This is a genomic window from Streptomyces roseirectus, assembly GCF_014489635.1.
GTDB lineage: Bacteria > Actinomycetota > Actinomycetes > Streptomycetales > Streptomycetaceae > Streptomyces > Streptomyces roseirectus.
Genome location: NZ_CP060828.1, coordinates 9,413,703 through 9,435,694 on the forward strand (window position 1 = coordinate 9,413,703; position 21,992 = coordinate 9,435,694).

Annotated in this window: 19 protein-coding genes; 7 read left to right on the forward strand and 12 right to left on the reverse strand. The window is 68.3% G+C overall.

Going from position 1 to position 21,992, the window contains the following annotated elements; genetic code table 11:
* The first annotated feature begins 73 nt into the window (after positions 1-73).
* Positions 74-445, forward strand: coding sequence for an NUDIX hydrolase (locus IAG44_RS40540; RefSeq protein WP_187753099.1), 372 nt, complete (start codon positions 74-76; stop codon positions 443-445).
* 272 nt (positions 446-717) lie between these two features.
* Here the strand turns inward: IAG44_RS40540 and IAG44_RS40545 are convergent, their stop codons facing one another.
* The 5 genes from IAG44_RS40545 to IAG44_RS40570 form a co-directional block, all read right to left on the reverse strand.
* Positions 718-1,611, reverse strand: a complete 894-nt coding sequence (locus IAG44_RS40545) for a hypothetical protein (protein ID WP_187752007.1) — start codon at positions 1,609-1,611, stop codon at positions 718-720.
* A 1,773-nt stretch (positions 1,612-3,384) separates the two neighbouring features.
* A complete protein-coding gene (locus IAG44_RS40550) occupies positions 3,385-4,536 on the reverse strand; it encodes a hypothetical protein (RefSeq protein ID WP_187752008.1) in 1,152 nt (383 codons plus the stop codon).
* A 401-nt stretch (positions 4,537-4,937) separates the two neighbouring features.
* Positions 4,938-5,432, reverse strand: coding sequence for a hypothetical protein (locus tag IAG44_RS40555; protein ID WP_187752009.1), 495 nt, complete (start codon positions 5,430-5,432; stop codon positions 4,938-4,940).
* Positions 5,433-5,453: 21 nt separating this feature from the next.
* Positions 5,454-6,547, reverse strand: a protein-coding gene (locus IAG44_RS44895) for an IS630 family transposase (protein WP_425508501.1) whose coding sequence is annotated in 2 segments (ribosomal slippage) — positions 5,454-6,083 and positions 6,086-6,547 — 1,092 coding nt in all. Because the reading frame shifts where the segments join, the coding sequence is not laid out codon by codon here.
* Between the two features lie 96 nt (positions 6,548-6,643).
* Positions 6,644-8,053 carry an IS701 family transposase gene (locus IAG44_RS40570; protein ID WP_187748242.1) on the reverse strand — a complete coding sequence of 470 codons (1,410 nt, stop codon included), beginning with the start codon at positions 8,051-8,053 and terminating at the stop codon, positions 6,644-6,646.
* A gap of 127 nt (positions 8,054-8,180) precedes the next feature.
* Between IAG44_RS40570 and IAG44_RS40575 the strand changes: the two genes are divergently transcribed.
* From IAG44_RS40575 to IAG44_RS44420, 4 genes are all read left to right on the forward strand, one after another.
* Entirely contained in the window at positions 8,181-8,966 is a 786-nt protein-coding gene (locus IAG44_RS40575) for an LLM class F420-dependent oxidoreductase (RefSeq protein WP_223006840.1), read from the forward strand.
* 55 nt (positions 8,967-9,021) lie between these two features.
* The gene (locus tag IAG44_RS40580; protein WP_187752010.1) at positions 9,022-9,219 is read left to right on the forward strand and encodes a Rossmann-fold NAD(P)-binding domain-containing protein; all 198 of its coding nucleotides are present in this window, start codon (positions 9,022-9,024) and stop codon (positions 9,217-9,219) included.
* A 146-nt stretch (positions 9,220-9,365) separates the two neighbouring features.
* Positions 9,366-11,630 carry a fibronectin type III domain-containing protein gene (locus IAG44_RS40585; protein WP_187752011.1) on the forward strand — a complete coding sequence of 755 codons (2,265 nt, stop codon included), beginning with the start codon at positions 9,366-9,368 and terminating at the stop codon, positions 11,628-11,630.
* A 147-nt stretch (positions 11,631-11,777) separates the two neighbouring features.
* Positions 11,778-11,903, forward strand: coding sequence for a hypothetical protein (locus IAG44_RS44420; protein WP_281404327.1), 126 nt, complete (start codon positions 11,778-11,780; stop codon positions 11,901-11,903).
* Between the two features lie 389 nt (positions 11,904-12,292).
* Here the strand turns inward: IAG44_RS44420 and IAG44_RS40590 are convergent, their stop codons facing one another.
* Positions 12,293-13,399, reverse strand: coding sequence for an LLM class flavin-dependent oxidoreductase (locus tag IAG44_RS40590; RefSeq protein WP_187752012.1), 1,107 nt, complete (start codon positions 13,397-13,399; stop codon positions 12,293-12,295).
* Between the two features lie 61 nt (positions 13,400-13,460).
* Positions 13,461-14,015: an NADPH-dependent FMN reductase gene (gene ssuE / locus IAG44_RS40595; protein ID WP_187752013.1), complete on the reverse strand. Its 555-nt coding sequence runs from the start codon at positions 14,013-14,015 to the stop codon at positions 13,461-13,463.
* A gap of 379 nt (positions 14,016-14,394) precedes the next feature.
* Here ssuE and IAG44_RS40600 point away from each other — a divergent pair, with 379 nt between their 5' ends.
* Together IAG44_RS40600 and IAG44_RS40605 are read left to right on the forward strand one after the other, a co-directional pair.
* On the forward strand, positions 14,395-15,330 hold the full coding sequence (locus IAG44_RS40600) for an ornithine carbamoyltransferase (protein ID WP_187752014.1): 936 nt from the start codon (positions 14,395-14,397) through the stop codon (positions 15,328-15,330).
* A gap of 185 nt (positions 15,331-15,515) precedes the next feature.
* Positions 15,516-16,685, forward strand: coding sequence for a helix-turn-helix transcriptional regulator (locus IAG44_RS40605; RefSeq protein WP_187752015.1), 1,170 nt, complete (start codon positions 15,516-15,518; stop codon positions 16,683-16,685).
* A gap of 12 nt (positions 16,686-16,697) precedes the next feature.
* Here IAG44_RS40605 and sbnB read toward each other — a convergent pair whose 3' ends face one another.
* Genes sbnB through dpgB form a run of 5 tightly spaced genes read right to left on the reverse strand, consistent with a single transcriptional unit; the run spans position 16,698 to position 21,952 of the window.
* Positions 16,698-17,699, reverse strand: a complete 1,002-nt coding sequence (gene sbnB, locus IAG44_RS40610; RefSeq protein WP_281404328.1) for a 2,3-diaminopropionate biosynthesis protein SbnB — start codon at positions 17,697-17,699, stop codon at positions 16,698-16,700.
* A 17-nt stretch (positions 17,700-17,716) separates the two neighbouring features.
* Positions 17,717-18,697 carry a 2,3-diaminopropionate biosynthesis protein SbnA gene (gene sbnA, locus IAG44_RS40615; protein WP_187752017.1) on the reverse strand — a complete coding sequence of 327 codons (981 nt, stop codon included), beginning with the start codon at positions 18,695-18,697 and terminating at the stop codon, positions 17,717-17,719.
* Positions 18,694-19,995, reverse strand: coding sequence for an aminotransferase-like domain-containing protein (locus IAG44_RS40620; RefSeq protein WP_187752018.1), 1,302 nt, complete (start codon positions 19,993-19,995; stop codon positions 18,694-18,696). Before IAG44_RS40620 ends, sbnA begins: the two co-directional genes overlap by 4 nt.
* Complete coding sequence (dpgC, locus tag IAG44_RS40625; RefSeq protein ID WP_187752019.1) at positions 19,992-21,290, reverse strand: (3,5-dihydroxyphenyl)acetyl-CoA 1,2-dioxygenase DpgC; 1,299 nt, start codon at positions 21,288-21,290, stop codon at positions 19,992-19,994. The genes IAG44_RS40620 and dpgC overlap by 4 nt, the downstream gene beginning before the upstream one ends.
* Positions 21,287-21,952, reverse strand: coding sequence for an enoyl-CoA-hydratase DpgB (dpgB, locus tag IAG44_RS40630; protein WP_187752020.1), 666 nt, complete (start codon positions 21,950-21,952; stop codon positions 21,287-21,289). Before dpgB ends, dpgC begins: the two co-directional genes overlap by 4 nt.
* Positions 21,953-21,992 lie beyond the last annotated feature (40 nt).

Genomic DNA, 21,992 nt, shown 5'->3' on the forward strand with positions numbered 1-21,992 from the left:
GCTACCCGGAGGGTGCGTCAATGCCGCTTCACTCGGTCTCGGTCGCTGGGTGGTTGTGCGCGATGACGGCCGCGTGTCGCGATCCGCCGCGCGGACAACGGCACGTGGGAGCCCTCTGGGGGCCTCGAACTGGACGAACGCCCCCGAGGACGGCGCCGTGCGGGAAGTGCTGGAAGAGACGGGCATCCGTGTCTCAGTCGAGCGCCTGACCGGCGTCTACAAAAACATGAGCCAGGGCATCGTGGCTCTCGTCTTTCGATGCCGCCCGGTCGACGGTGTGGAGCGCACGTCGAGCGAGTCGACGGCCGTGGAGTGGCTGACTCCCGATGAAGTCGAGAAGTCGATGGGTGAGGTCTACGCCGTACGCGTGCTGGATGCCCTGGGCTCCACGGTCACGCCCCACGTGCGCGCCCATGATGGGCGCCACCTCCTGGAATCCGCCTGAGCCGTTTGCAGGGCGTACGCCAACAGCACCGCAGACCTGCAGCCGGGCGCGGACGGTCCGCTCACAACTTGGTTAAGCGCCCATAGGCCAGACACGGCCTATGCGGTGGCGGAACACACGGCTGTTCGGAACGCACTGAGCCGCGCGCACAGCTCCCCGGCAGAGAAGCGGTCGCAGCCCTCCTCCGCCGGCGCACAGCAGGTCAATCACCCGCTCGGCCAACGGTCGCCGTCCCAAGTGCCCTGCTACTCCGCCCCGAGCGCCATCCAGCGTCAATCATCCTGGCTATCGTCCCGGCGCACGATCCTCACCGTACCGAGAGGCCAGGCAATACCAGGTTCCCTGCGCCGACTTCGAGTACGGGGCCATCCTCGCTTTAGCGTGAGAGTCAACAAGCAAACCAACACAGCACCCAAGAAGACCAGGTAGCCAATCCATGTCCCCTGCTCGCCGCGAGAAGCGAGAGCACTGAACGGCTTCAAGGGAATTCCTAGGAGGCCATCAACCTTGACACCCTTGGCGATTTCGAGCGTGTCGTCAATAGCCGGGAGGCCGAGAAAGATGGCCACGATAAGAGCAATTCCCGCCAGGACGTTAGCCCGCCTAGCAGATCGCTTCGATTCGGCCGCCACAACTAGTTGCTGAAGCTGGTCAATACTCTCAAGCACATGCCCATAAAGCCTATCCGCACGCCACTCCCCAAGTAGCCTCTCTACCAAATCCATGGCCGTACCGAAGGACATGGATGAATCGCGATATTCACGCAACCCGAAGATCGCTTCACGCTGAAGTTCACGGACCTGGCGAATTCTGCCATCCGTAACCCCCACTCGCCGATCCAGCAAGCGAATCTGCCAATACTGAAGCAGTGCGCTTTCAAGGATGACTAGTCGCTGCAAGTGCTGGGCAAACTCCCCTTCCTGCGACCCCGGCCATCGCATTTCCAGCGATGAAGACATGTTGCAGTACAGTGAGGTTCCCCTGGTAAGGGAGCAGTCTTCAGGGAGCATGCTCGGCAGGGCTTCTGAACGAACTTCAGACACATCTATGGACCGAGAAATAGCGTTCTTCAGTTCGTTTTCATGAGTATCCTTAAATGAATCCTCAGAGGCACAACAGCCCACCCTGTCAATGAAGGCGGCTGGATAGCAGAACCAATCACCCACAGGTTCACTCCTGATGACTCTTGTAACGGCCTCTAGATACAAGAGGAATAGATCAGATACTGCCGCGGGAGATTCGTGTTGGGCCAGCCTCCATCTCACCCCCTCCTCTAGCTCTGACTCCCATTCACCTTCCAGGTAAGGTTCGGCACGCCTTCCGTATGCAGCTCTGAGAACTGGCTCCGAAACTCGCGAAGCGCATACAACTTCGGACGACCCAAAGGCCATTTCGCGATACTGGTCAACCGTAATGTTGTCAGGTAGCTTCAACGCTATGGTCAATTGCATTACACCAGAACGGTGAATCAACAGCAGGATATCCGCCCGAGTGCCCTCATCCAGGTTCCCGGGCGCGCGGACACCGCCACCATTCAAACGCGTAAGCCACTGTCCAGCACTTCGAAGACGTAGACGCAAGTACGGCTCGCTAGCGAGGTAAGGAGCACGCAGCAAGTCCGCCTCGATATGATGCTGAATTGCATTGATAACCTGATATTCAGCGACAGCCCGCTCAATGAAAGAAAGAGTCTCCGTAAGAGACTCAGACAATGATGATTCAGGCGAACTAGCTGCCGCCTGCACCCCTCCAGAGAGAGGGCTTGCAAGGATTCGCATAGCCCAAATTGGGTGGCGGCGCATCCATCTAAACAACCGGCGCTCTTGGAGTGCATTTGACATCTCGCGAAGGAGATTGGCGCGACGCATTAGCCGCACTAGACCTTGATATCTATGCGCAACGCGAACCTGGCCGTCGCGGGGGGATACGACTGTTTCAGCAATTCCTGTTTTAAGAAGTCGATCTGCAGCCTTACGAACATCCAGGGGGCGCCCCGCATCAAACGAGAAAATGAAATAGATTACTCCCTCACTCAGGATTGCGTCATGGGTCGACTGCGCAGTCACGAGAAGGCCCCCTGCTCTAATGTGCATGTCTCATGCCGTGCTGCCTGCGTCCCACCCCAGCCAAGCACCGATGCCAGTCTAGTTCTACAATACCAGAAGGCATACATGTCTTCTTCAAATTGGGCGACCAGCCATGAGTCGTCGGAGGGAAGACCTCCCCGCCTTCCTCCAAACCGCCCGCTGAGGCCCACTGCGGCAACGTGCGCGTTGACCTCACATGCAGTGATGGACACGGCTTCGCCTTTGTCGTATGCGGAACCCCGAAGCGCGGGTCACCGTGGGGCCACCGCCGCGAGACAGGGCAACCTCGCACAAGCTCTCATCCACGGCGAGCGCGCGCTACAGGGCGAGCGTCAATCTGTCCCGTCCCTGATCATGACCAGTCGAGAGCTGGCCGGCCGTCATGAGGCAGCGCTAGAGCACTGAACCGGCTGCGCAGGACTACCTGAACACCTGCAAGATCTAGGCAGGGAGAAGCCAAGATTCCTTCCCTCCTGATCCCTGACATGGCTGTGGCCCACCTCGAACGAGGTGGGCCAGTGTCAGGCCTGGCGCTCACTACCCACTCGCCCATGCTCGGCGGAAAGACTTCCAAGCCTTTACGGTGCGTGCCGCTTCGTTGATCAACGCTCGAACGCTCGCTAGAACAACCGTGATCAACTCGAACACTGCAACGATCATCGTCGCGGCAGAGGAACTCCGCCCATCACTCTGATCTGTCCTGCCATCAAAAGCTGCGGATGTCATTGCCTCAATTTATCGAAGTGAGGCCACCCCTGTCTTCTGTTTCCGGCAGGCTGATCACGGAAACCTTACTCCACCCGAGTGGGCGCAACGTCTGTGCGAAAGCAGACGCCGTTGAACGTGCCGAGATCACATGCTGAGGTTGGGAAACGTCCAGTCGATAAAGTTGATTGCTCCCATGGATTCGTGATCACGCTCCTGACCCTCTTCCAAGGTGACACTTGGATATATGGCCTTCATGTACGTGGGCAGCTTTTCACTGCTCTCCCTAAAATCCTCTGGTAGCACCTCAAGCGATCTATATGGCTGCACGAAGGACCTACTAGATCCGGCGCCAGAACGAAGCTCGTCCGGATGCTCCATGATCCTCTTGGAAATATTGATGATCGCCGCAGCAAGAGCGCCCATATAGGTGTCGAGGTAAGATTCATGAACCACGTCATAATATCGAACCAAGGTGCCCGCACTTTTCCCGTCGGCAGCATTTCGAACGGGTTCAAGCCTACTCACTCTGACCCATGGCAGAGAAATCAACCTCTGCTCCCCTTCTGGCGAAAAAATACTGCCTACCATTGGCGCTCTTACCACAGCAATAGGAACAATGAATCGCTCCTGCGAGGGCTGGGGGCCCGATTGCACTGTAGCTTTGAGGTGATCTACGGCCTTCAAGAGCGGGTAGGTTAGGGCTCTGTACGTCTCCTCTCCCGTGACCTCCACCTTCGATTTACTCCGCAATGCTTTCGCTAGGGACACCGCGTAAGGCAAGGGAGGCAGCACAAAGTCAAACTCGTAGAACCCGAGCAGATCTCGAACACTGAGTATCGCCGCACGATCCGAGATCTCACCCTCTTCGGTTCTTTCAAATACCTTGACTGCCCCCTTTACGGGCCCGATCATTTCCGGGAAGGATGGCGCCCCCTCCGGCGGTGCATCCCGAAGGAAGAATATATACGGGTTCTCGCTCTGCTTACACTCGATGACCAAATTCAATCGGCAGAAGAGCGGCATGGCGGGGGATTTATAAACTCGCTGGTCGAAATCCAGAGTCCCCATATCTGCAAGAATATCCACGGATCTCGCCTGTTGCGTCTCGGAATCAATGTATTCCCATTCTTCTTGAATACTGACATCGTTAAAGTACTTTGCGAGTAGACTGCGCAAGGATGCGGCCGTTATGGCCTGAAATGGGTACCCCGAGCGACTGATAGCGTCCTTCAAATCTTCTGGCTTCATGCCATTATTCAGTTGTGCGAATTCCGGTACGTTTTCTGTGTTCGACATGACAGCGTCTTTCAGAATGTTTGAACATGCTGGCCGGTCACTTGTTCGGGGCGTGCGTCGAATAGAGGATGATGTATGAGATGGTCGCATTGCTGGCTGCCCCCTGTCCCCCCGTTTTGAACTCAGGTGCCTCGCTGACGAAGCGACAGTGCGTGCGTCTCTACCGCAGGGGAGGCCGCACCCATCTCGTTCGTCGCTCTACGCGGACGTGGCCTGGACCAGCACCTACCGCCGACGTGATGAACGGCCCCGAGCCCTCGACTCCGACCGCTTGTTGTCCTGGTCTTTGTCCAGCACGCCGACGGCCGACACCGTTCACCGCCGTACGCGCACCCCGTCTGACCTGCCCGGCGTACCCTACGAACGCCCCCGGACGGCCGCGCGGACAGTTGGAAAGCGTGTCACCTGGCCCTACGTAGTGGGGTAGTCAGTAGCGGCCAGCAGCTGCGGCTTCTCTGGTCGACGACACCCCCAGCGTGCCTGAGGCCGGTGAGGTGCGGCGAGGCACAGTCGTGCGTCGTCTTTGGCCGGCGAAGCCTCACCGGATTACGGTGGATCTCGGCGTGAATCCGCTCCAGGAAGCATCGCACCTCCGGATCCGCGAACCTGAGGGCCTGCTGTTCAAGGGAGCGGTTCAGCTCCGCGAGGCGGGAAGCCCAGGCCCAATACCTGCTATTGAAGGGGTCCACGTCTACGTCCTCGGCGAAGTGGTCCTGAAGCTCGTAGCTCAGCCGGATCACCTCGTTGGCAGCCGCCTCCGACAGGCCGAGCAGGTGTGTCCGCTCCGCCTCGTGGGCCGTCTTCCGCTGCTGCCAGATCACGGCTCCCGTGGAGACCACCGCACCCACGAGGGCACCGCCGAGAACGAATAGCCCCGCCGCCATCTCCGGTCCCACGAATCGACCTCCTTAGCTTGTCTACTGACTTCCTCGGGTTGTTGTCGGCTGCTGGGTGAGGGTCAGTCTGGTGCCGGCCAGGCAGCCGTCGATGAGGTCGGGCTGGAGCTGGATATGACGTAAGCCTCGGCGGAGGGTGCGTTCGAGGTGCTCGTCGTCGGTGAAGGCGGTGTTGGCCAGCGGCCCGCGCTGTAACAGCGACCAAACACCCTCGACCGGATTCAAATCCGGTGCATAGGAGGGCAGTTGGATGATGGTGAGCCAGTCGTGTGCGGCCGCGTACTCACGCATCCCGGCTGCCCGGTGGGTGTTGAGATTGTCCCAGATCAGCACGATAGGCGCCTGGAGTTGGATGTGAGCACGGACAACCAGATCACGGTAGTCGCTCCAGGCAAAGGTGTCGCGTCCCTTGCCCTTGTGCTTGCGGTGGCGCCGCGGCCGGTAGATCAGCCGGGAGTTCTCGCCCGGCTTGTAACAGCACATCGCGGCGATCGACCAGCGGCGCCAGGAGCGGCCCCGCACCCGCACCACCGGCGTGTGTCCACGCCGGCCCCAGGTGCGAGCGCGCGGCGGCGTCATCGAGAACCCGGCCTCGTCCTCGAAGACGATGTATGCCCCCAGCGCCGCCGCAGTCATTCCGCCTGCGGCCACACATCCTTCTTCCACAGGCCCACCGCCTGCTCGTCACGCTCAAGTGCCCGGCGGGCCGGCGACTGCCAGGACCAGCCGTGCCGGTGCAGCAGCCGCCACACCCCCGCCGACGAGCAATCCAGTGAGAACTTCCAGGCGATCAACGCTCTGATTCGGGCCAGGGTCCAGCGCTGGTCCTCCCAGCCATGCACAGCTGGCCCCAGCGCCAGTTCCTTCTCCAACTCGGTGAACTGCTCATCGGACAGCTTGGGCAGTTTCGGCGGCCCAGCAGAGGCGAGCGCGTCCATTCCGCCCTCTCGCCAGGCACGACGCCAGCGCTCCACCGACCGCTCACTCACCCGCAGGTCTTTCGCGATCACCGCAGTGCTCTCACTACGGCCGAACCGCTCACCTGCCTCGTACCGGATCCGCTCACGAAGCCGCCGCCTCTCGGCGGTCAGCCCGCCACCCTGCGCGTACCGCATACCACCGGCCTACCGCAGGGATCACCACCCGTCACCACCCCCGACAACACCCCGAGGAAGTCAGTAGCGGTAGTTCGTTAAATCCGGTAGTAGAGGTCAAGGCCGTGTCCGGCCGTGACTGCGTCGATCAGGGCCTGGAGCTCGGAGGGTGGGTCCTTGTCCGTCCAGGCTTGCCACCACCGGTGGAGGGTGACGGCGGGGGTGAGCCAGGAACGGACGGCCCGTAAGGCCCTGGGCCAGCAAGGCTGTTGGTGCTGGTGGGGTGCGGCTGGGCCCCCTCTCTGGCCCGTCATCAGGGCACGGATCCGGCGCGGTGGCATCAAGTGGTCCGGGCGGTGCGAACCACTGGTCCCAGCAGAAGGAGAAGGCGCAGTTGACCAGGGTCTGGTGGCGGCGGATGGCGCGGTCGGAGCGGACTTGGAAGTCGGCCCAGCCGAGTTCGTCCTTGATCTGCTTGTAGCTCTGCTCGATCCACGGCCGCAGCCCGTAGAGCCGCACGATTTCGGCGAGGTCGGCCGACGGGTGTGGGCTGGTGTCGGCGTGCGGGGCGTCGGGGTGGGGCAGGTTGGTGGCCAGGAACCAGGTGGCCTTCTCCGGCAGCACACCCGGATCGGTGGTGGCCACCACCAGGCGGCACGGGGAGTCGGGTCCGTAGCCGCCCAGGCGGGTATCCGCGGCCCACCAGGTCTCGGTGTGCCCGTCGCGGAAGTGGCGCTCAACTCGTGTCCAGTCACCCGGATGTTCCGGGTCGGTACCGGCCAGGGCGCGGGCGGCATCGATGGGGGTGTGCGGCTGGTCGGAGCGGGCCCAGGTGCCGCGGTGCGGCCTGAGTGCCACGACGTAGGGAAGGCCCGCGTCGCGCAGCGCGAGGTACCAGTCGTCGCTCACGGAGTAGGCGCAGTCGGCGACCACCGCCCGGCAGGCGAAGCCCGCCTCTTTGGCTCGGGCCGCGAGGGCGGCGGACAGCTGCGGTTTCGTGCGGAAAGCCGGGTCGGACCGGCCGCGGGCGAAGCGATGGGCGGGCGTGTAGGGCCGGGCGTGCAGCGGGTAGTACACGCGGCCGTCGGTCCACACCGTGGTCACCGTGACGATGCCGTTGTCCGTCTTGCCCAGCCGACCCAGCCACTGCCGGCCCACGTTGGCGGTAGCCGTGCCGTCCTTGCGGTCCCCTGAGTCGTCGATCACGATGACCCCGCCGTCATGCGGAGCGGTCGCCGGCTGCTCGCGCAGCAGCTCAAGCCGCCGGTCGTTGACCTCCTCGGCCTCCCAGGGCGACTCCGAGAGGAAGAACTGCAGCCGCTGCACCCCCGGCGTGCCCGCACCTGCCACCGGCTCCGCCCCGGCCAGGCAGGTGATCGTCTTGTTCCGCTCCCGCGGCGCCAGCAACCCGGTCAGATACTCACGAAAACCTCGCCGCTGAGCCAAGCTGAAGAAGAGGTCGTCGAACCGGGCCGCGTACTCCTCCAACGGCCCCGGCGCAGGCGGACACGGACGGCGAGCAGTCATCTCCAGCCCCCAACAGAGCAGTTGACTCCTACCACCGGCCTACGGGCGACCCGCCCCGTCGTCAACCCACATCACCGCCGGATTTAACGAACTACCGGTAGGACGCTTCGGGACCTTCGGGCACGCGGTGACTCCCGAACAGGCGAAGGAGATCGAGGCGCTGGGGTACGGCGCCGTATGGGTGGGGAATTCACCGTCCGCCGATCTGAAGTGGGCCGAACCGATGCTGGAGAGGACCAGCACGCTGAAGGTGGCCAGCGGCATCGTGAACATCTGGAAAGGGGACGCCGGGCTCGCCGCGGAGTCCTTCCACCGTATCGAGAGCGCCTACCCCGGCCGCTTCCTCCTGGGCATCGGCGTCGGCAACCCCGAAACCAATCAGCAGTACCGCAAGCCGGTCGACGCGCTGAACGACTACCTCGACAAGCTGGACGAGTACGGCGTGCCGGACAGCCGCCGGATCGTCGCCGCGATCGGGCCGCAACTGCTGAGGCTCGCCGCACGCCGCAGTACGGGCGCGCACCCGTACTCGACGATCCCGCAGCACACCGCTCAGGCCCGCGAGGCGATCGGGCCCGACGCGTTCCTCGCACCGGAGCACAAGGTCGTGCTGACCGGCGACACCGGCGAGGCGCGCGCCGTCGGCCGCGACCTGCTCGCGATGTACTTCAACCGCGCGAACGCCCTCAAGAGCTGGAAACGGATGGGCTTCACCGACGAGGACATCACCGCGCCCGGCAGCGACCGCCTCCTGGACGCCATCATCGTCCACGGCACCCCCGAGGCCATCGCGGCGAGACTGCGGCAGCACCTCGACGCAGGCGCGGACCACGTGCCGGTCCAGGTCCTGACGCCCCCCGACCGACTCGTCCCCGCGCTCGCCGAACTGGCCGGGGCGCTCGGCCTGCGATGAGTGGAGAGAGCGAACGTCCTGTGCGGCTCTTCGTCACCGGCAGACCGTCGACCGCGTGATGGCGGAGGCGGTCGGGAGCGGCGACGCCCCGGCCGTCGTCGACTGGGCGACCCTCGCGGCGGCGACCGACGCGAAGCCGAAGCCGCGCTGCGCCGCAGGCCCGTGGGCCGGCCGCGCCCGCGGGCTGCGGTGCCTCGCTCCCGCCGGGGGCTTCGGCAGGCGGATCCGCAGGATGAACCGACTGGCCGGCTGACCTTGGGCCGCTGGGCGGCCCGGTGGAGAAGTGGGTGACGTGATTCCGCACAAAACCCCTTTCGGGAGTGATCTTGTGAATGGCACCATCAGGGCGGCATACACAGCTTGTTCACATCTCCTGACCGAAAGCGTGACCGTCAGCACATGCGTATATCCCTCGGCGTCACACGCCGGACCGCCGGCGCTGCCGTGCTCTCCCTGGCCACCGCCCTGACCGGACTCGCCTTCCCCGCCACCGCGCAGGCGGCCGTGACCTGCGCGGCCGGCGTGTGGAAGGCCCAGTACTACGCCAACACCGCACTCACCGGCACCCCGAAGGGCACTGTCTGCGACGCCGCCATCGCCGAGAACTACGGCCTCGGCGACCCCGCCGGCGTCACCTTGCCGAGGGACAGGTTCGGTGTCCGCTGGACCACCACGCGGAACTTCGGCTCCGGCGGCCCCTTCGACCTGACCGTGGCCGCCCAGGACGGCGTCCGTGTCTACCTCGACAACTCCCGCAAGATCGACCTGTGGCATGACGTCAGCCGGACGCAGAAGAAGACCGTCCGGCTCACCGTCCCGCGCGGAACCCACACCCTGCGCGTGGACTTCGCGGCGTTCACCGGCGCCGCCGACATCGCCTTCGGCTACCGGCCCGTCACCGGCGCTGCCCTCGACAAGACCGCGCCCCTGGCCCCGTCCGGCGTGAAGGCCGGCTACGCGGCGGGCACCCTGAGGGCGAGCCTGGCGTGGGCCCGCAACCAGGAGCTGGACCTGGCCGGTTACCGCGTCTACCGCCGCACCGGGAGCACTGGCGCCTGGAGCACCCTGGGCAGCGCCCCGACCACGGCCGCCGCGTTCACCGACACGCCCCCGGCCACCGGCGCGGGCTACGAGTACGCCCTGCGCGCCGTCGACCGCGCCGGCAACCTCTCCCCGCTGTCCGCCCCGGCACGCGTCGTCAGCGCCGACCGGACGGCCCCCGCCGCCCCGACCGGACTCACGGCCACCTACGACGATTTCGGCGCCCGCTTGTCCTGGTCCGAGGTGAGCGGCGCGAGCGCCTACGAGGTGCAGCGCTCCCTCGCGCCGGAGGGACCGTTCGCCTCCATCGCCGTCCCCACCCAGAGCACGGCGCTGACCGACCCCGGTGCCACCGTGAGCACGACCTATCACTACCGCGTGCGGGCCCTGGACGACGCGGGCAACACCTCCCCGTACTCCGCGCCCGTCCGCCTCGACACACCCGACCCCAAGCCCCTGGCGCCGGCCGGCGTCTCCGCGAACGGGTGGGTCGACCGCAACACCGTCGGCTGGCGGTACGACGGCGACGACGCCCACCGGTTCCACGTCTACGCCGCCGAGTCGGCCACCGGCCCCTGGACCCGGCTGACCGAGACCCCGGTCACCGGCCGCGTCTACGACGACTTCACGGCCCCCGTCCGCCAGGTGCGCCACTACCAGGTCCGGGCGGTCACGGCGCGCGGCACGGAGTCGGACCCGTCGGCGACGGCCTCGGCGACCCGCACCGGCGACGTCACCCCGCCGCACATGCCCTACGGCCTGGACGCGTGGGACGGCACCGACGGCGTACACCTCTCCTGGACGGCCAACACCGACGACACGGACCACTACCTCGTCCTGCGTAAGCCGATGTTCGGCGCGTGGGAGCAGATCGCCGTGGTGCGCGGCGCCGCCTACCTGGACGCCGCCGTCCCCGCCGACGTGCGGTTCGGCTACACCGTCCGCGCCGTCGACGCGGCCGGCAACGTCTCCCCGATGCCCGAGCCCGGCTACGGCACCGTCTACGGCAAGCGCCTGCCGGTCCGTGAGAAGCCGGCCGCGCCCGCCTCGGTGACCGCGACGGCCGCGAACGGCAACGTCACCGTGGAGTGGACCGCCAGCACCTCGGCCGACATCGCCGGCTACTACGTCTACCGCACGACCTCCCCGGACCCCACGTCCGCCTACTCCGTCTCCCCGCTCCTCACCGGGACGACGTTCACGAACGAGAACGTCCCCGCCGGCAAGACGTGGTTCTACGTCGTACGCGTCGTCAGCAAGCACAGCACGTGGTCCGACTTCTCGCCGGTGGCCGAGGTCACCGTGCCCTGCCCGGCACTGACCGGGCCGCCCACACCCCGGATCACCGGAGGCGGCCGGGGAGCGGACTTCGTCCAGCTCAACTGGGAGGCCGGAGCGTGCGACCAGGGGGCCACCGTCTCCTACAACGTCTACCGGTCCACCTCCGCCTCCGACGTCTTCACCCCTGAGCGCCGCATCGCCTCCGGCGTGACGCGGCCGACCTACACGGATCCCGGTCTGGCTCGCGCGTATTACTACTACGTCGTCACCGCCGTGGCCGCCGACGGCACCGAATCCGCCCCGCAGGCCAGGCCGTTCGAGGTCTCGATGATGGCGCCCTGACACCCTGCTCGCCCCTTCGGGCCCCCGCCGTCCACACGCCTTCAGGCTGTTGGACGGCGGGGGCCCGCGCGTGAACTCTCAACAAACATCGGCCACGTGTGCAAGGCTGACGATCATCCGGGGACATGCCCCCGGACCGTCACGCTGATGATCGTGACCGCTCCGGGACAGACCGAGCGGGTCGCCAGGGAACTGGACGCGGTCGAGGGCGGCACGGTCGGCCGCTTCTACGACAAGCTCGGGTACCTCCGCGCGACCGTCCCGACCGGCTAGGCGCGGGCGGCCGTCGCCGCCGCCGAGACTGAGCCTGGTCACCGTGAAACTCCGGGCTGCCCCGAAGAGCACGGGCATCAAGAGCGTGCTCCTGGTGGTCGACGACCTCCGCACGCCGGGCGTCGACAAGCGGATCCTCGACACCGTCGTCGTCTCCACGCCGCTCCGCCATACCTTCAGCGCCTCGGGTCCGGTGCGGCGCACCACGTTCACCTCGTACGTCGTGACCGTCCCACCGGGCACGACGTGGCTGGAGATCGCGCTCGACGGGCTGCGGGAGGGCAGCAAGACCTTCTTCACAGTTCGCCGTCATGCCGTAGGCCGGACGACGCGGTCGGGGCGGGCGAGTCGTGGCCACGTCTCTTCAAGGCCCGCGCGCGTTCAGTTCCTCATGCCGTCGCCTTCGTGTAGGGGTTCTGCCACAGGCCCTGTGCGGCCAGCCGGGGCAGGACCCCCTCGCCGAAGGTGTAGACCTCCTCCAGGAGCGGGAAGCCGGAGAAGATGAACTCGTCGATGCCGAGGGCGGCGTACTCCTTGATGCGGTCCACGACTTCGTCGTGGCTGCCGACCAGCGCTGTTCCCGCGCCACCGCGGACGAGGCCGATGCCGGCCCAGAGGTTGGGGTAGATCTCCAGCCCTTCGCGGTTGCCGTTGTGCAGGGCGAACATGCGCTGCTGGCCCAGGGATTCGGTCTGGCGGAGTCCTTCCCGCATCTCGCGCAGGGTCTCCTCGTCGAAGCCGCTGAGCAGGCGGTCCGCCTCGGCCCACGCCTGGGCGGAGGTGTCGCGGGTGATGCAGTGCAGCCGGATGCCGAAGCGCAGTGTGCGGCCCTCCTTCTCCGCGAGCCCCTTCACCCAGTTGATTTTTTCGGCGACCTGGTGGGGCGGTTCGCCCCAGGTCAGGTACACGTCGGCGTGGCGGGCGGCGATCTCGCCCGCGACCGGCGAGGAGCCGCCGAAGTAGACGTCCGGGACGGGGTCGGGCAGCCGGGCGAGTTCGGCGTTCTCGACCTGGATGTGCTCGCCCTGGAAGGTGACGGCCTCGCCCTGCCACAGGCGCTTGGCGATCTCCAGGAACTCCCCGCTGCGCCGGTAGCGGTCGTCCTTGCCGAGGAAGTCGCCGTAGGCGCGCTGCTCGTGGCTCTCGCCGCCGGTCACCACGTTCAGCAGCAGCCGGCCCTGGGTGTGCCGCTGGTAGGTGGACGCCATCTGCGCGGCGAGCATCGGCGAGATGATGCCGGGCCGGAACGCCACCAGGAACTTCAGCCGCTCGCTGTGCTGGGCGACCATCGCGGTGGTCAGCCAGGCGTCCTCGCACCAGGGGCCCGTGGGGCTGAGCGCGCCGGTGAAGCCCATGTCCTCCGCCGCGCGGGCGATCATGCCGAGGTAGGGGATCGACGCCGGCCGGTCCCGGGCGAAGGCACCGGCCGCGGGCCCGCCGACGAGATGCCGGCTGTCGCCGTTGGTGGGGATGAACCAGTGGAAGGTGAGGGACATGGCGGGGCTCCGTTCTGGAAAGTCGTGCGCGGCCGTGCTGTGGCGTGCGGACCCGGGGTGGTCAACTCGCCAGGGCGGGCCGGGGGATCCGGTGCAGACCGGCGGAGAAGACGTCCACGACGTGACGCAGGCTCTCGGCCGCGGCCGGGGCGAGGACGAGGGAGCCGTCCTCGTGCGCGGTGATGTCCTGGTCGAGCGTGAACCAGCCCTGCGCGATGTGGGCCGCGCCCATGGAGGCCAGCACCGGGCGCAACGCGTAGTCGATGACCAGCACATGGGCGAGCGTGCCGCCCGTGGCCAGCGGCAGGACGCTCTTGCCGCTGAGCGCGTGCTGCGGAAGCAGGTCGAGCAGGGCCTTGAGGACACCGGCGTAGGCGGCCTTGTAGACGGGGGTGCCGATGACGACGCCGTCGGCGCGCTCGAAGAGTTCGCTCACCGCGACGACGGCGGGGTGCCGCGCGTCGGCGCCGCACAGGGCCTCGGCCGGCACGGCGCGCACGTCGAGGGGGATCACCTCGTGCCCCTGCGCGGTGAGGCGGGCGTCGAGGTGGCGCAGCAGCCTGCCCGTGCGGGAGGAAGCGGAGGGACTGCCGGAGACCGACAGAACGGTGGCCATGGACTCCTCTTTCGGAAGGTGCAGGCTGCCCGCGCGCATGCCGGGCACCCACAGCTTTCCGCACCCGCGAGGGGCTTCCCATCGTCAACCTTGACGTTTTCGCCGGACGCCACATACATCCCACCTATTACTCCGAGTAACGACGTCTGGCCCGCGCGGTTCATTTGAGAGAAAGGCAAGATTCACTTCCGGAGGCCGCAGGGCTTGTGGCAGCATGACTTCCCTCCGGAGGGGTATCGCCCCAGCTCGGAGACGTTTTGAGACTCCGGATCACCATGTCCCACGCCCGGCCGCCCCGGCCGCCTCATGTCACCCATGAATCCCCCACCAGGCCGACCCGCAGACGCCGGAGCCGTGCCCAGCACAACGGAGTGATCCCATGAGTATTGGTGCAGTTCGACATCTCATCTCGACGTCCGACCTGACGGACACCGAACTGGCCGCCCTCGCCGAACGCGGCGCCGAGTTCTCGGCGGGATCGGTACGCGGCGGCCGTCAACTCGACGGTCTGGTCGCGGGCATCTACTTCCTCAAGACCTCCACCCGCACCCGGACGTCGTTCTCGACGGCGGCCCTGCGGCTCGGCGCGCAGATCGTCACCTTCGGCCCGGGAGACCTGCAGACCAACACCGGCGAGACCCTGGCCGACACGGCCGACGTGCTCTCCCGCATGCTGGACCTCCTCGTCGCCCGCACCGCGGGCGACCCCGCCGACCTGCGCACGCTGGCCGGCCAGCGGAGGATGGCCGTCGTCAACGCCATGACGGCCGACGAGCACCCCACCCAGGCGGTGGCCGACCTCGCCACGCTGCTCAGGCACTTCGGGCGGATCGAAGGACTGCGGATCTGCTACCTCGGCGAGGGCAACAACACCGCCGCCGCCCTGGCCCTCACCCTGACCAGGTTCAAGGGCGTCCACCTCGAACTGCGCACCCCGCCCGGCTACGGCCTCAGCCCCGCGACACTGCGCCGCGCGACGGAGAACGCCGCGCGCAGCGGCGCGACCCTGGTGGAACGCCACTCCATGGACGAACGGCCGGCCGGCTTCGACGTCCTCTACACCACCCGGTGGCAGACCACGGGGACGAGCAAGGCGGACCCCGACTGGCGGCGCGCCTTCGCGCCCTTCCAGGTCACCTCCGCCCTGTGGGAGGACAGCCCGCAGGCCGTCTTCCTGCACGACCTGCCGGCGCACCGCGGGGAGGACGTCACCGCCGAGGTGCTGGACGGCCCCCGCAGCCTCGCCTTCGACCAGGCGGAGAACAAGCTGTACGCGGCGATGGCCGTACTGGAATGGTGCGCCGGACGGCGCTGATCCGTAGCAGGTCCACAAGAAGGCAACCATTCACACGGCACGCAGAACAAGGTTGGTGGCCTGTGGCACACTCCTGGTCAGAAATTCAGTGCACGCTCACCCGATGCGCACCCGGATCCTGTGATTCCGCCAGGTTCTTCGAGCAGGCGTACCGGCTCTGGTACGAAGGACAGATCAGCCTCAGCATGGAAGCCGTCGCCAAGGCCACGCACGTCGGCCGCGGCCGGTGCCCCGAGGACTGCCGTCAACTGGCCCATGTCTGGCTGGCCTCGCGCCTCGCGACACTCCAGATGCCCTGCTCCGGCCAGCGCGTCCTCGACGCCGCCGGGCCCCTCGACGCGGCCCCCGCCGCCCGGCTGCGCGCCCTGGCGTACGCGACCCAGGCACGTCTGGACCTCACACGTGGGCGGCTCGACGAAGCCGTGGCCGCCGCCACGGACTGCCTGCGCGCCAATCGGCCGAACGGCAGGGGATGCCTGCGCGCGACCGCGCACATCGTCCTTTCCACCTGCGCGCTGCGGAAAGGAGACACGAAGACCGCCTTCCGGATCGATAAAGACATGCGGGACGACGCTCTCCTGGGCAACACGGGGGTCGCCCGGCTCTCGACCGCGTGCATGGTCGCCCAGATCACGGAGATCGCCATCGGTCCCACAGCGGCGGAATACCTCCTTGAAGGGCTGGCCTCGGACACCGCGCAGCTCCACAGCCTGATCACGAGGCAGCCGGACGTCACGTCCTGGCTGGTGCGCACCGCGAACCGGCTGGGGAACGAGCAGATCTCCCGCAGGACGGTGTCGTCGGCCGGGGAACTCGCCGCCGGGCACCCCCAGTTCCGGGTCTTCCGCGCGTCGGCCCTGCACGCGGCGGGACTGACCGACAAGGACCCCGCCCAGCTGTGCGGCGCCGCGGAGCTGTACGCCGATCCGTGGCTGAAGGCGTCCGCCCTGGAGGACGTCGCCGTGCTCCTCTCGGCCCGGCGTTCGGACCACGCGTCGGCCGTCGGCTTCTTCAAGGAGGCGTCCCAGGGCTACGCCGCGACGGGAGCCGTGCGCGACGTCTCCCGGGTGGCGAACCGGCTGCGCGCCTTCGGTGTGCGCTGCCGGGCCGCCTGCGCGGAGTCCGGACCGGACACGGCGTTGCCGCTGACCAGCGCGGAGTCGGCGGTCGCCGACCTCACCAGCCAGGGGCTGACGAACACCGAGGTCGGCAAGCGGCTCTTCATCTCGCCGCACACCGTCGCGCATCACCTGCGGAGCATCTTCCGCAAGCTGAACATCTCCTCCCGTGTCCAACTGGCGCTCATCTGGAACAGCCACGCCCCGGTCCCGGAGGGCGTCAGGGCCCGGACCTGACACCCCGTCACATCACCAGCGGGCCGTCTCCCCGAAGAACTCGGCGATCTCCACCGTGGCCCCTCGCCGGCGCGCCTCGCGCAGGACGTGATGGCCCACCGCCAGGTCCAGGATGCCGAGCCCGAACGGGGAGAACACGGTCGGCCTCGCCGGATCCGGGACCACCTCGCCCGCCAGCACACCGCCCAGCGTCCCGGTGACGAACTCCCGCCCGCCGGTGAGCTGTTCGGCCAGATGGGGCGAGGTCTGGGCCTTCAGGCAGTGGTCGACGTCGTCGACGACGTTGTCGCAGCCCAGCAGGACCTCCGGAGCGAGGTCGCGCAGCGAGATGTTCAGCAGGAGCTGCCCAGGACGCAACAAGGTCCCGGCGGGCACGTAGGGCGTGGCCGCCGTGGTCGCGAACACCACCAGGTCCCGGGCGAGCGCCTGCTCCAGCGACCCCACCGCGCCGGGCACCCCGAGCCGCTGCCCGGCGTGCCGGACGAGATGCCCGGCGCTCGCCGCGTCCAGGTCGTGGACGAGGACGTCGGACAGGGCCACGCCATGGGCCGTGAGGTAGTCCAGTACGGTGCGGGCGATCACCCCGGCGCCGACGAAGGCCGCGCTCACCGGCCCGGCGCCGGGCGCCAGGGCGCGGGCCGCGATCGCCGCCGACGCCGCGGTGCGCGCGGCGCTGATCCCCGCCGCCTCCAGACAGGCCAGCGGATACCCCGTCGCGTAGTCGTTCAGCAGGAGGACGGCCGACGCACGCGGCAGCCCCCGCGCGATATTGCCGGGGAAGCTGGCGATCCACTTGATGCCGATCGCGTCCACGTCACCGCCGAGATAGGAGGGCAGCGCGATGACACGGGCGTCGGGCTTGTCGGGGAAACGCAGGAAGTAACTGTCGGGATTGACCGACTGCCCCTGCTCGTGGGCCAGATAGGTACGGGCGACGATGTCCAGGATCGCGGCGTGGGAGGCGCCGAGGATGCCGGAGACGACCGGTCCGGGAACGACCGAGAAGGGGGCCACGGGAATCTCTCCTGCTCTCATGGTGCGCTGACCGGCTGCGCGGCGGTCAGATCGGATGTCTCGGGGTAGTGGTCGCGCACCCAGGCGTCGCAGTACACGGTGTCCACGTACTTGTCGCCCAGGTCCGGGGAGACGGCGACGACCGTGCCGCCGGGCGCCAGCACCGGGGCGAGCCGGCGCACGGCGGACAGCACCGTCCCCGTGGAGCCGCCGACCAGCAGGCCGTACCGGGCGGCCACCATGCGGCACACGGCGATCGTGTCGGCTTCACTGACCTGCACCTTCTCCAGACCGTCCCGGTCGGCCCAGATCTCCGGCCGGCGGCTCGCGCCGATCCCCGGGATCCGGCGCGGCCCGGGAAGCCCGCCGAAGGTCACCGACCCCACCGCGTCCACCCCGACGACCCGCGTGCGCGGGCTGTGCCGGGCGAAGTACTCCACGCAGCCCATCAGGGTGCCGGTGGTGCCCGCGCCGACGAACAGCGCGTCGACGTCCCCCAGTTCGTGGTGCACGGCACGGGCGGTCCGCTCGCGGTGCACACGGACGTTGGCCGGGCTGGCGTACTGGTTGAGCCACACCAGGCCCGCATCCTCGGCGAGCCTGCGCCGGATGTAGTCCAGCCGGGTGTGCAGATAACCGCCGTGCGGATCCCGGACGTTCACCTCGACGACCTCCGCGCCCAGACACTCCATCAACCGGATGGCCTGCCGGGCCGCGTTGGGGTCGGTGACCACGGACAGCGGATAGCCGCGCGCCGCGCACACCGTGGCCAGGGCCACGCCGAGGTTCCCCGAGGACGACTCGATCACCCGCCGGCCCGGCCGCAGCAGGCCCGTCGACTCCGCCGACTCGATCAGCGCGAGCGCCGTCTTGAGCTTGATCGACCCGGCAGGGTTCAGCCCCTCCAGCTTGAGGAGCACGTCCACCCGCGGGACGAAACCGGGAAGGCGCACGAAGACGTTGTCCAGGACGATGTCGGAAGCGCTGTCGTAGATCATGCGGTCCGCACTTCCCTCAGGAAACCAGCCAGCCTCCGCGCGCCCTCCTCGATCTCGGGCGGATCGAGGTAACTGCACGCGAGACGCAGCTCGTTGTCACCCGTGGCACCGAGGTAGAAGGGGGCCATGGGCGTCCACAGCACCCGGTGCTCCCGCGCACAGCGCTCCAGAAGCCCCATGTCCGCCCTGACGGGAATCCGCATCCGCACGAAGAAGCCGCCCGTCGGCCGGTTCCACGACACCCCCGGCCCGGCGTCGTCCAGGTGACGGTCGAGGGCGCCGAGCAGCAGAGCGAGGTTGCGGCGGTACACCTCGGCCTTCAGCCTGCCGAGTTCGGCCAGCGAACCGCCGTGCTGGAGCAGCAGCCCCCCGATCACCGCCTGGGCGATCGCCGACGTGCTCACGGTCACCATCGTCTTGAGCGCCGCCATCGTCCCGGCCAGCGACGTCACACGCCCCGTCCGGGCGTCACGCACCCGCTGGTCGGCGACGACGAACCCGACCCGCGCCCCGGGCAGACAGACCTTCGCGAAGGTACCGAGCACCACCACACGCCCGTCCCGGTCGAGGGCCTTCAGCGACGGCGGCGCCGCGCCGGGCACCCCGGTGAACCCGTAGGCGATGTCCTCCAGCAGCACCAGATCCTCCCGCGCCGCCAGCTCCAGCAGCGCGAGCCGGGTCGCGTGGTCCAGGACGGTCCCGGAAGGGTTGGCGTGGTCCGGAGCGACATACAGCGCCCGCACACGCCGCCCGGCATCCCGCGCCGTCCGGCACAGCCGCCGCAGCTCGTCGAGGTCGAGCCCGCCCGCCGTCTCCGGCACCGGCACCACCGGCACGCCCAGCAGCCGGGCGGCACCCAGGATGCCCACGAACGACGGATCGACGACCGCCAGCAGATCCCCGGGCCCCGCGCACAGGGCGCGCACCGCGAGCAGCATGCCCTCCTGACAGCCCGCGGTGATCAGCACCGCCGACTCGTCCACCGGAAAACCGTGGTCACGGGTCAGCGCCTCGGCGACCAGATGGCCGATGATCCCCCGGCTCGGCCCGTACTCGCGCACCCGGCGCCGCGCCCGCACCGCGTCCAGCCCCCGGTCACGCTCCAGATGCGCGACGAAACGCCGGACGCACGCGTCCAGGTCGACCGCGTCGACGAAGGAGGCGTGCGGCGCGCCCGGGGCGAAGGAGATCGCGTCGGGATAACGCGCCAGCGCCTCGTTGAGGAACCCGACGGACTCGACCGCCGGATCGGTGATCGCCGGGTGCAGCCCGCCGGCGTCGAGGACGAGGGGAGTCATCGGACCTCCTGGCCGGGACGGGCGGCGCTGAACGCCGAGACCTTGTCCAGGACGTCCGGCGCGTACAGCCGCGCCCCCTGGTGCAGCGCGAACTCGGCCATGTACGCGCGGAAGACGTCCGGCGGCTCCTCGGCGGCGGTCAGCATCGCCCGGTTCGCGGCCACGGCGGGCGCGGCCAGCTCCTCCACGGCCGTCTCCACGGCGGCGTCCACGGCGCCGGGCTCGACGACGTCGTCGCAGATCAGCCGCGCCGCCGGTTCGTCCGCCCGGATCGCGCGGCCGGTGAGGACGACCTGCCGCGCGATCCGGTTGCCGACGAACCGCGGCAGCCGCAGATTCCCGGCGCCGGGCACGATGCCCTCGCGGGCGGCCGGGAGGGAGAAGGAGGCGTCGTGCGCGGCGATCACCCGGTCCATGACGAACAGCAGTTGCATGCCGCCCCCGATGGCGAAGGTGTCCACCGCGCCGATCCACGGCTTCTGCGCCACGTCCCGCGCCGGACTCACGGCCCCGGGAACGTACAGGCCCCGCAACAGCTTGTTCACCAGGCCCAGTTCACGCCCGATCAGGAAGTCCAGGTACGAGATGCGGCCCTGGTGCAGATGGACGAGGTTGATGCCCGAGCTGAAGACCCTGCGGCCCGCATACCGCCGGTGCGACACCGCGCCGCCCCGCAGCACGCCCACCCGGACCTCAGGGTCCAGGAGCGCCAGGTCGACGGCGGTCTCCATCGCGGCGACCAGCTCATTCGTCTCCGCGTTCAGGGTCGCCGGGTCCGTCATGGTCAGATGGCAGGCGGGCGGCCTGCGCTCCAGCACGACCGGCCCCAGGTCGGCCCGCCCCGTGCGCCGGAACTCCTCCAGCAGCGCGAGCGCGGCCGGCGTCGGCAGACGCATGGTGTCCAGGAGATGGCCGCCGCACCGGGGCGCGGCGAGCACGCCGTGGACGAAGATCGCCTGGTCGATCTCCAGCCCGTCCTTGTCGCGCTGCGCGCGCCGCTCCTCGGCGGCCATCCGGTCCCTGCCCGGCACGAGCCCGGGAAACCGCTCGGCCGCCCGGTGCACCAGGGGCGTCAGCCGGTGGCGGACCGTGCCTCCCTCGGTCAGCTCGTCGTAGACCTGCTCGGCGTGCCCGGCCATCAGGGCGGTGCGCAGCCGGCGTGCCTCGGCCGTGGCGTCGTCGAGGTCCCGCTGCTGGGCCGCGCCGCGATCGGGGCGGGGCGGAAGGGCGGCCAGCAGCGCTTCCTCGCGCCGGGCCGCGGTGGCCAGTGCGGTGAGCGTGTGGGTCGTGGTCACGGCCGTGCCCCTCCGTTCCTCAACAGGCGGTCGCACGCGGCCAGATGGACGCCGAGGGCTTCCTCGAACGAGGTGTGCGCGGCGTCGTCGACGAGCTGGCGCAGCAGAGCGGGTTCCAGCCCGGCGGGCAGGTCGCGGGCCAGCTCGTCGAGGCGGCGCTGGATCCCGCCGCTGTCCACCACCTCGTCCACGAGACCGAGCAGGCACGCCTCGCCGGCGTCGAGCGGGGTGCGCGGGTGGGCGAACAGGCACAGCCGGCGGGTCGCTGACGCGCCGATGCGCCGCGTCAGCCGGTGCAGGACCGTGCCGGGCCAGAACCCGGTGGCCGCCGTGCCGGGCAGCCCGAGCCGCAGGTTCCGCCCGGCCACCCGGAGGTCGGAGGCGCTGAGCACTTCCAGGGCCGGCCCGGAGCAGGCGCCGTCGGCCACCGTCACCGTGACGGCGGGCAGGCGCTCCCAGCGGCGCAACGCCCGCTCCCAGGTGTTCACCTCGTGCACCTCGGACGCGCCCGGCCAGTCGCGGCCGCCGCCGAGGGACAGCGCCGCGACGCGGGCGCCGGCGTCCTCCGCGCGCTCACAGGCGTCGACGACGGCCTTGGCCAGGTCGCTGTAGGGAAGATCGAGGGACAGGTCGGCTCGGAACAGGGCCGGGGAACGCTGCATGGTTGTCTCCGTCGTCTCATGGAATCGTCGGCCCAGGACC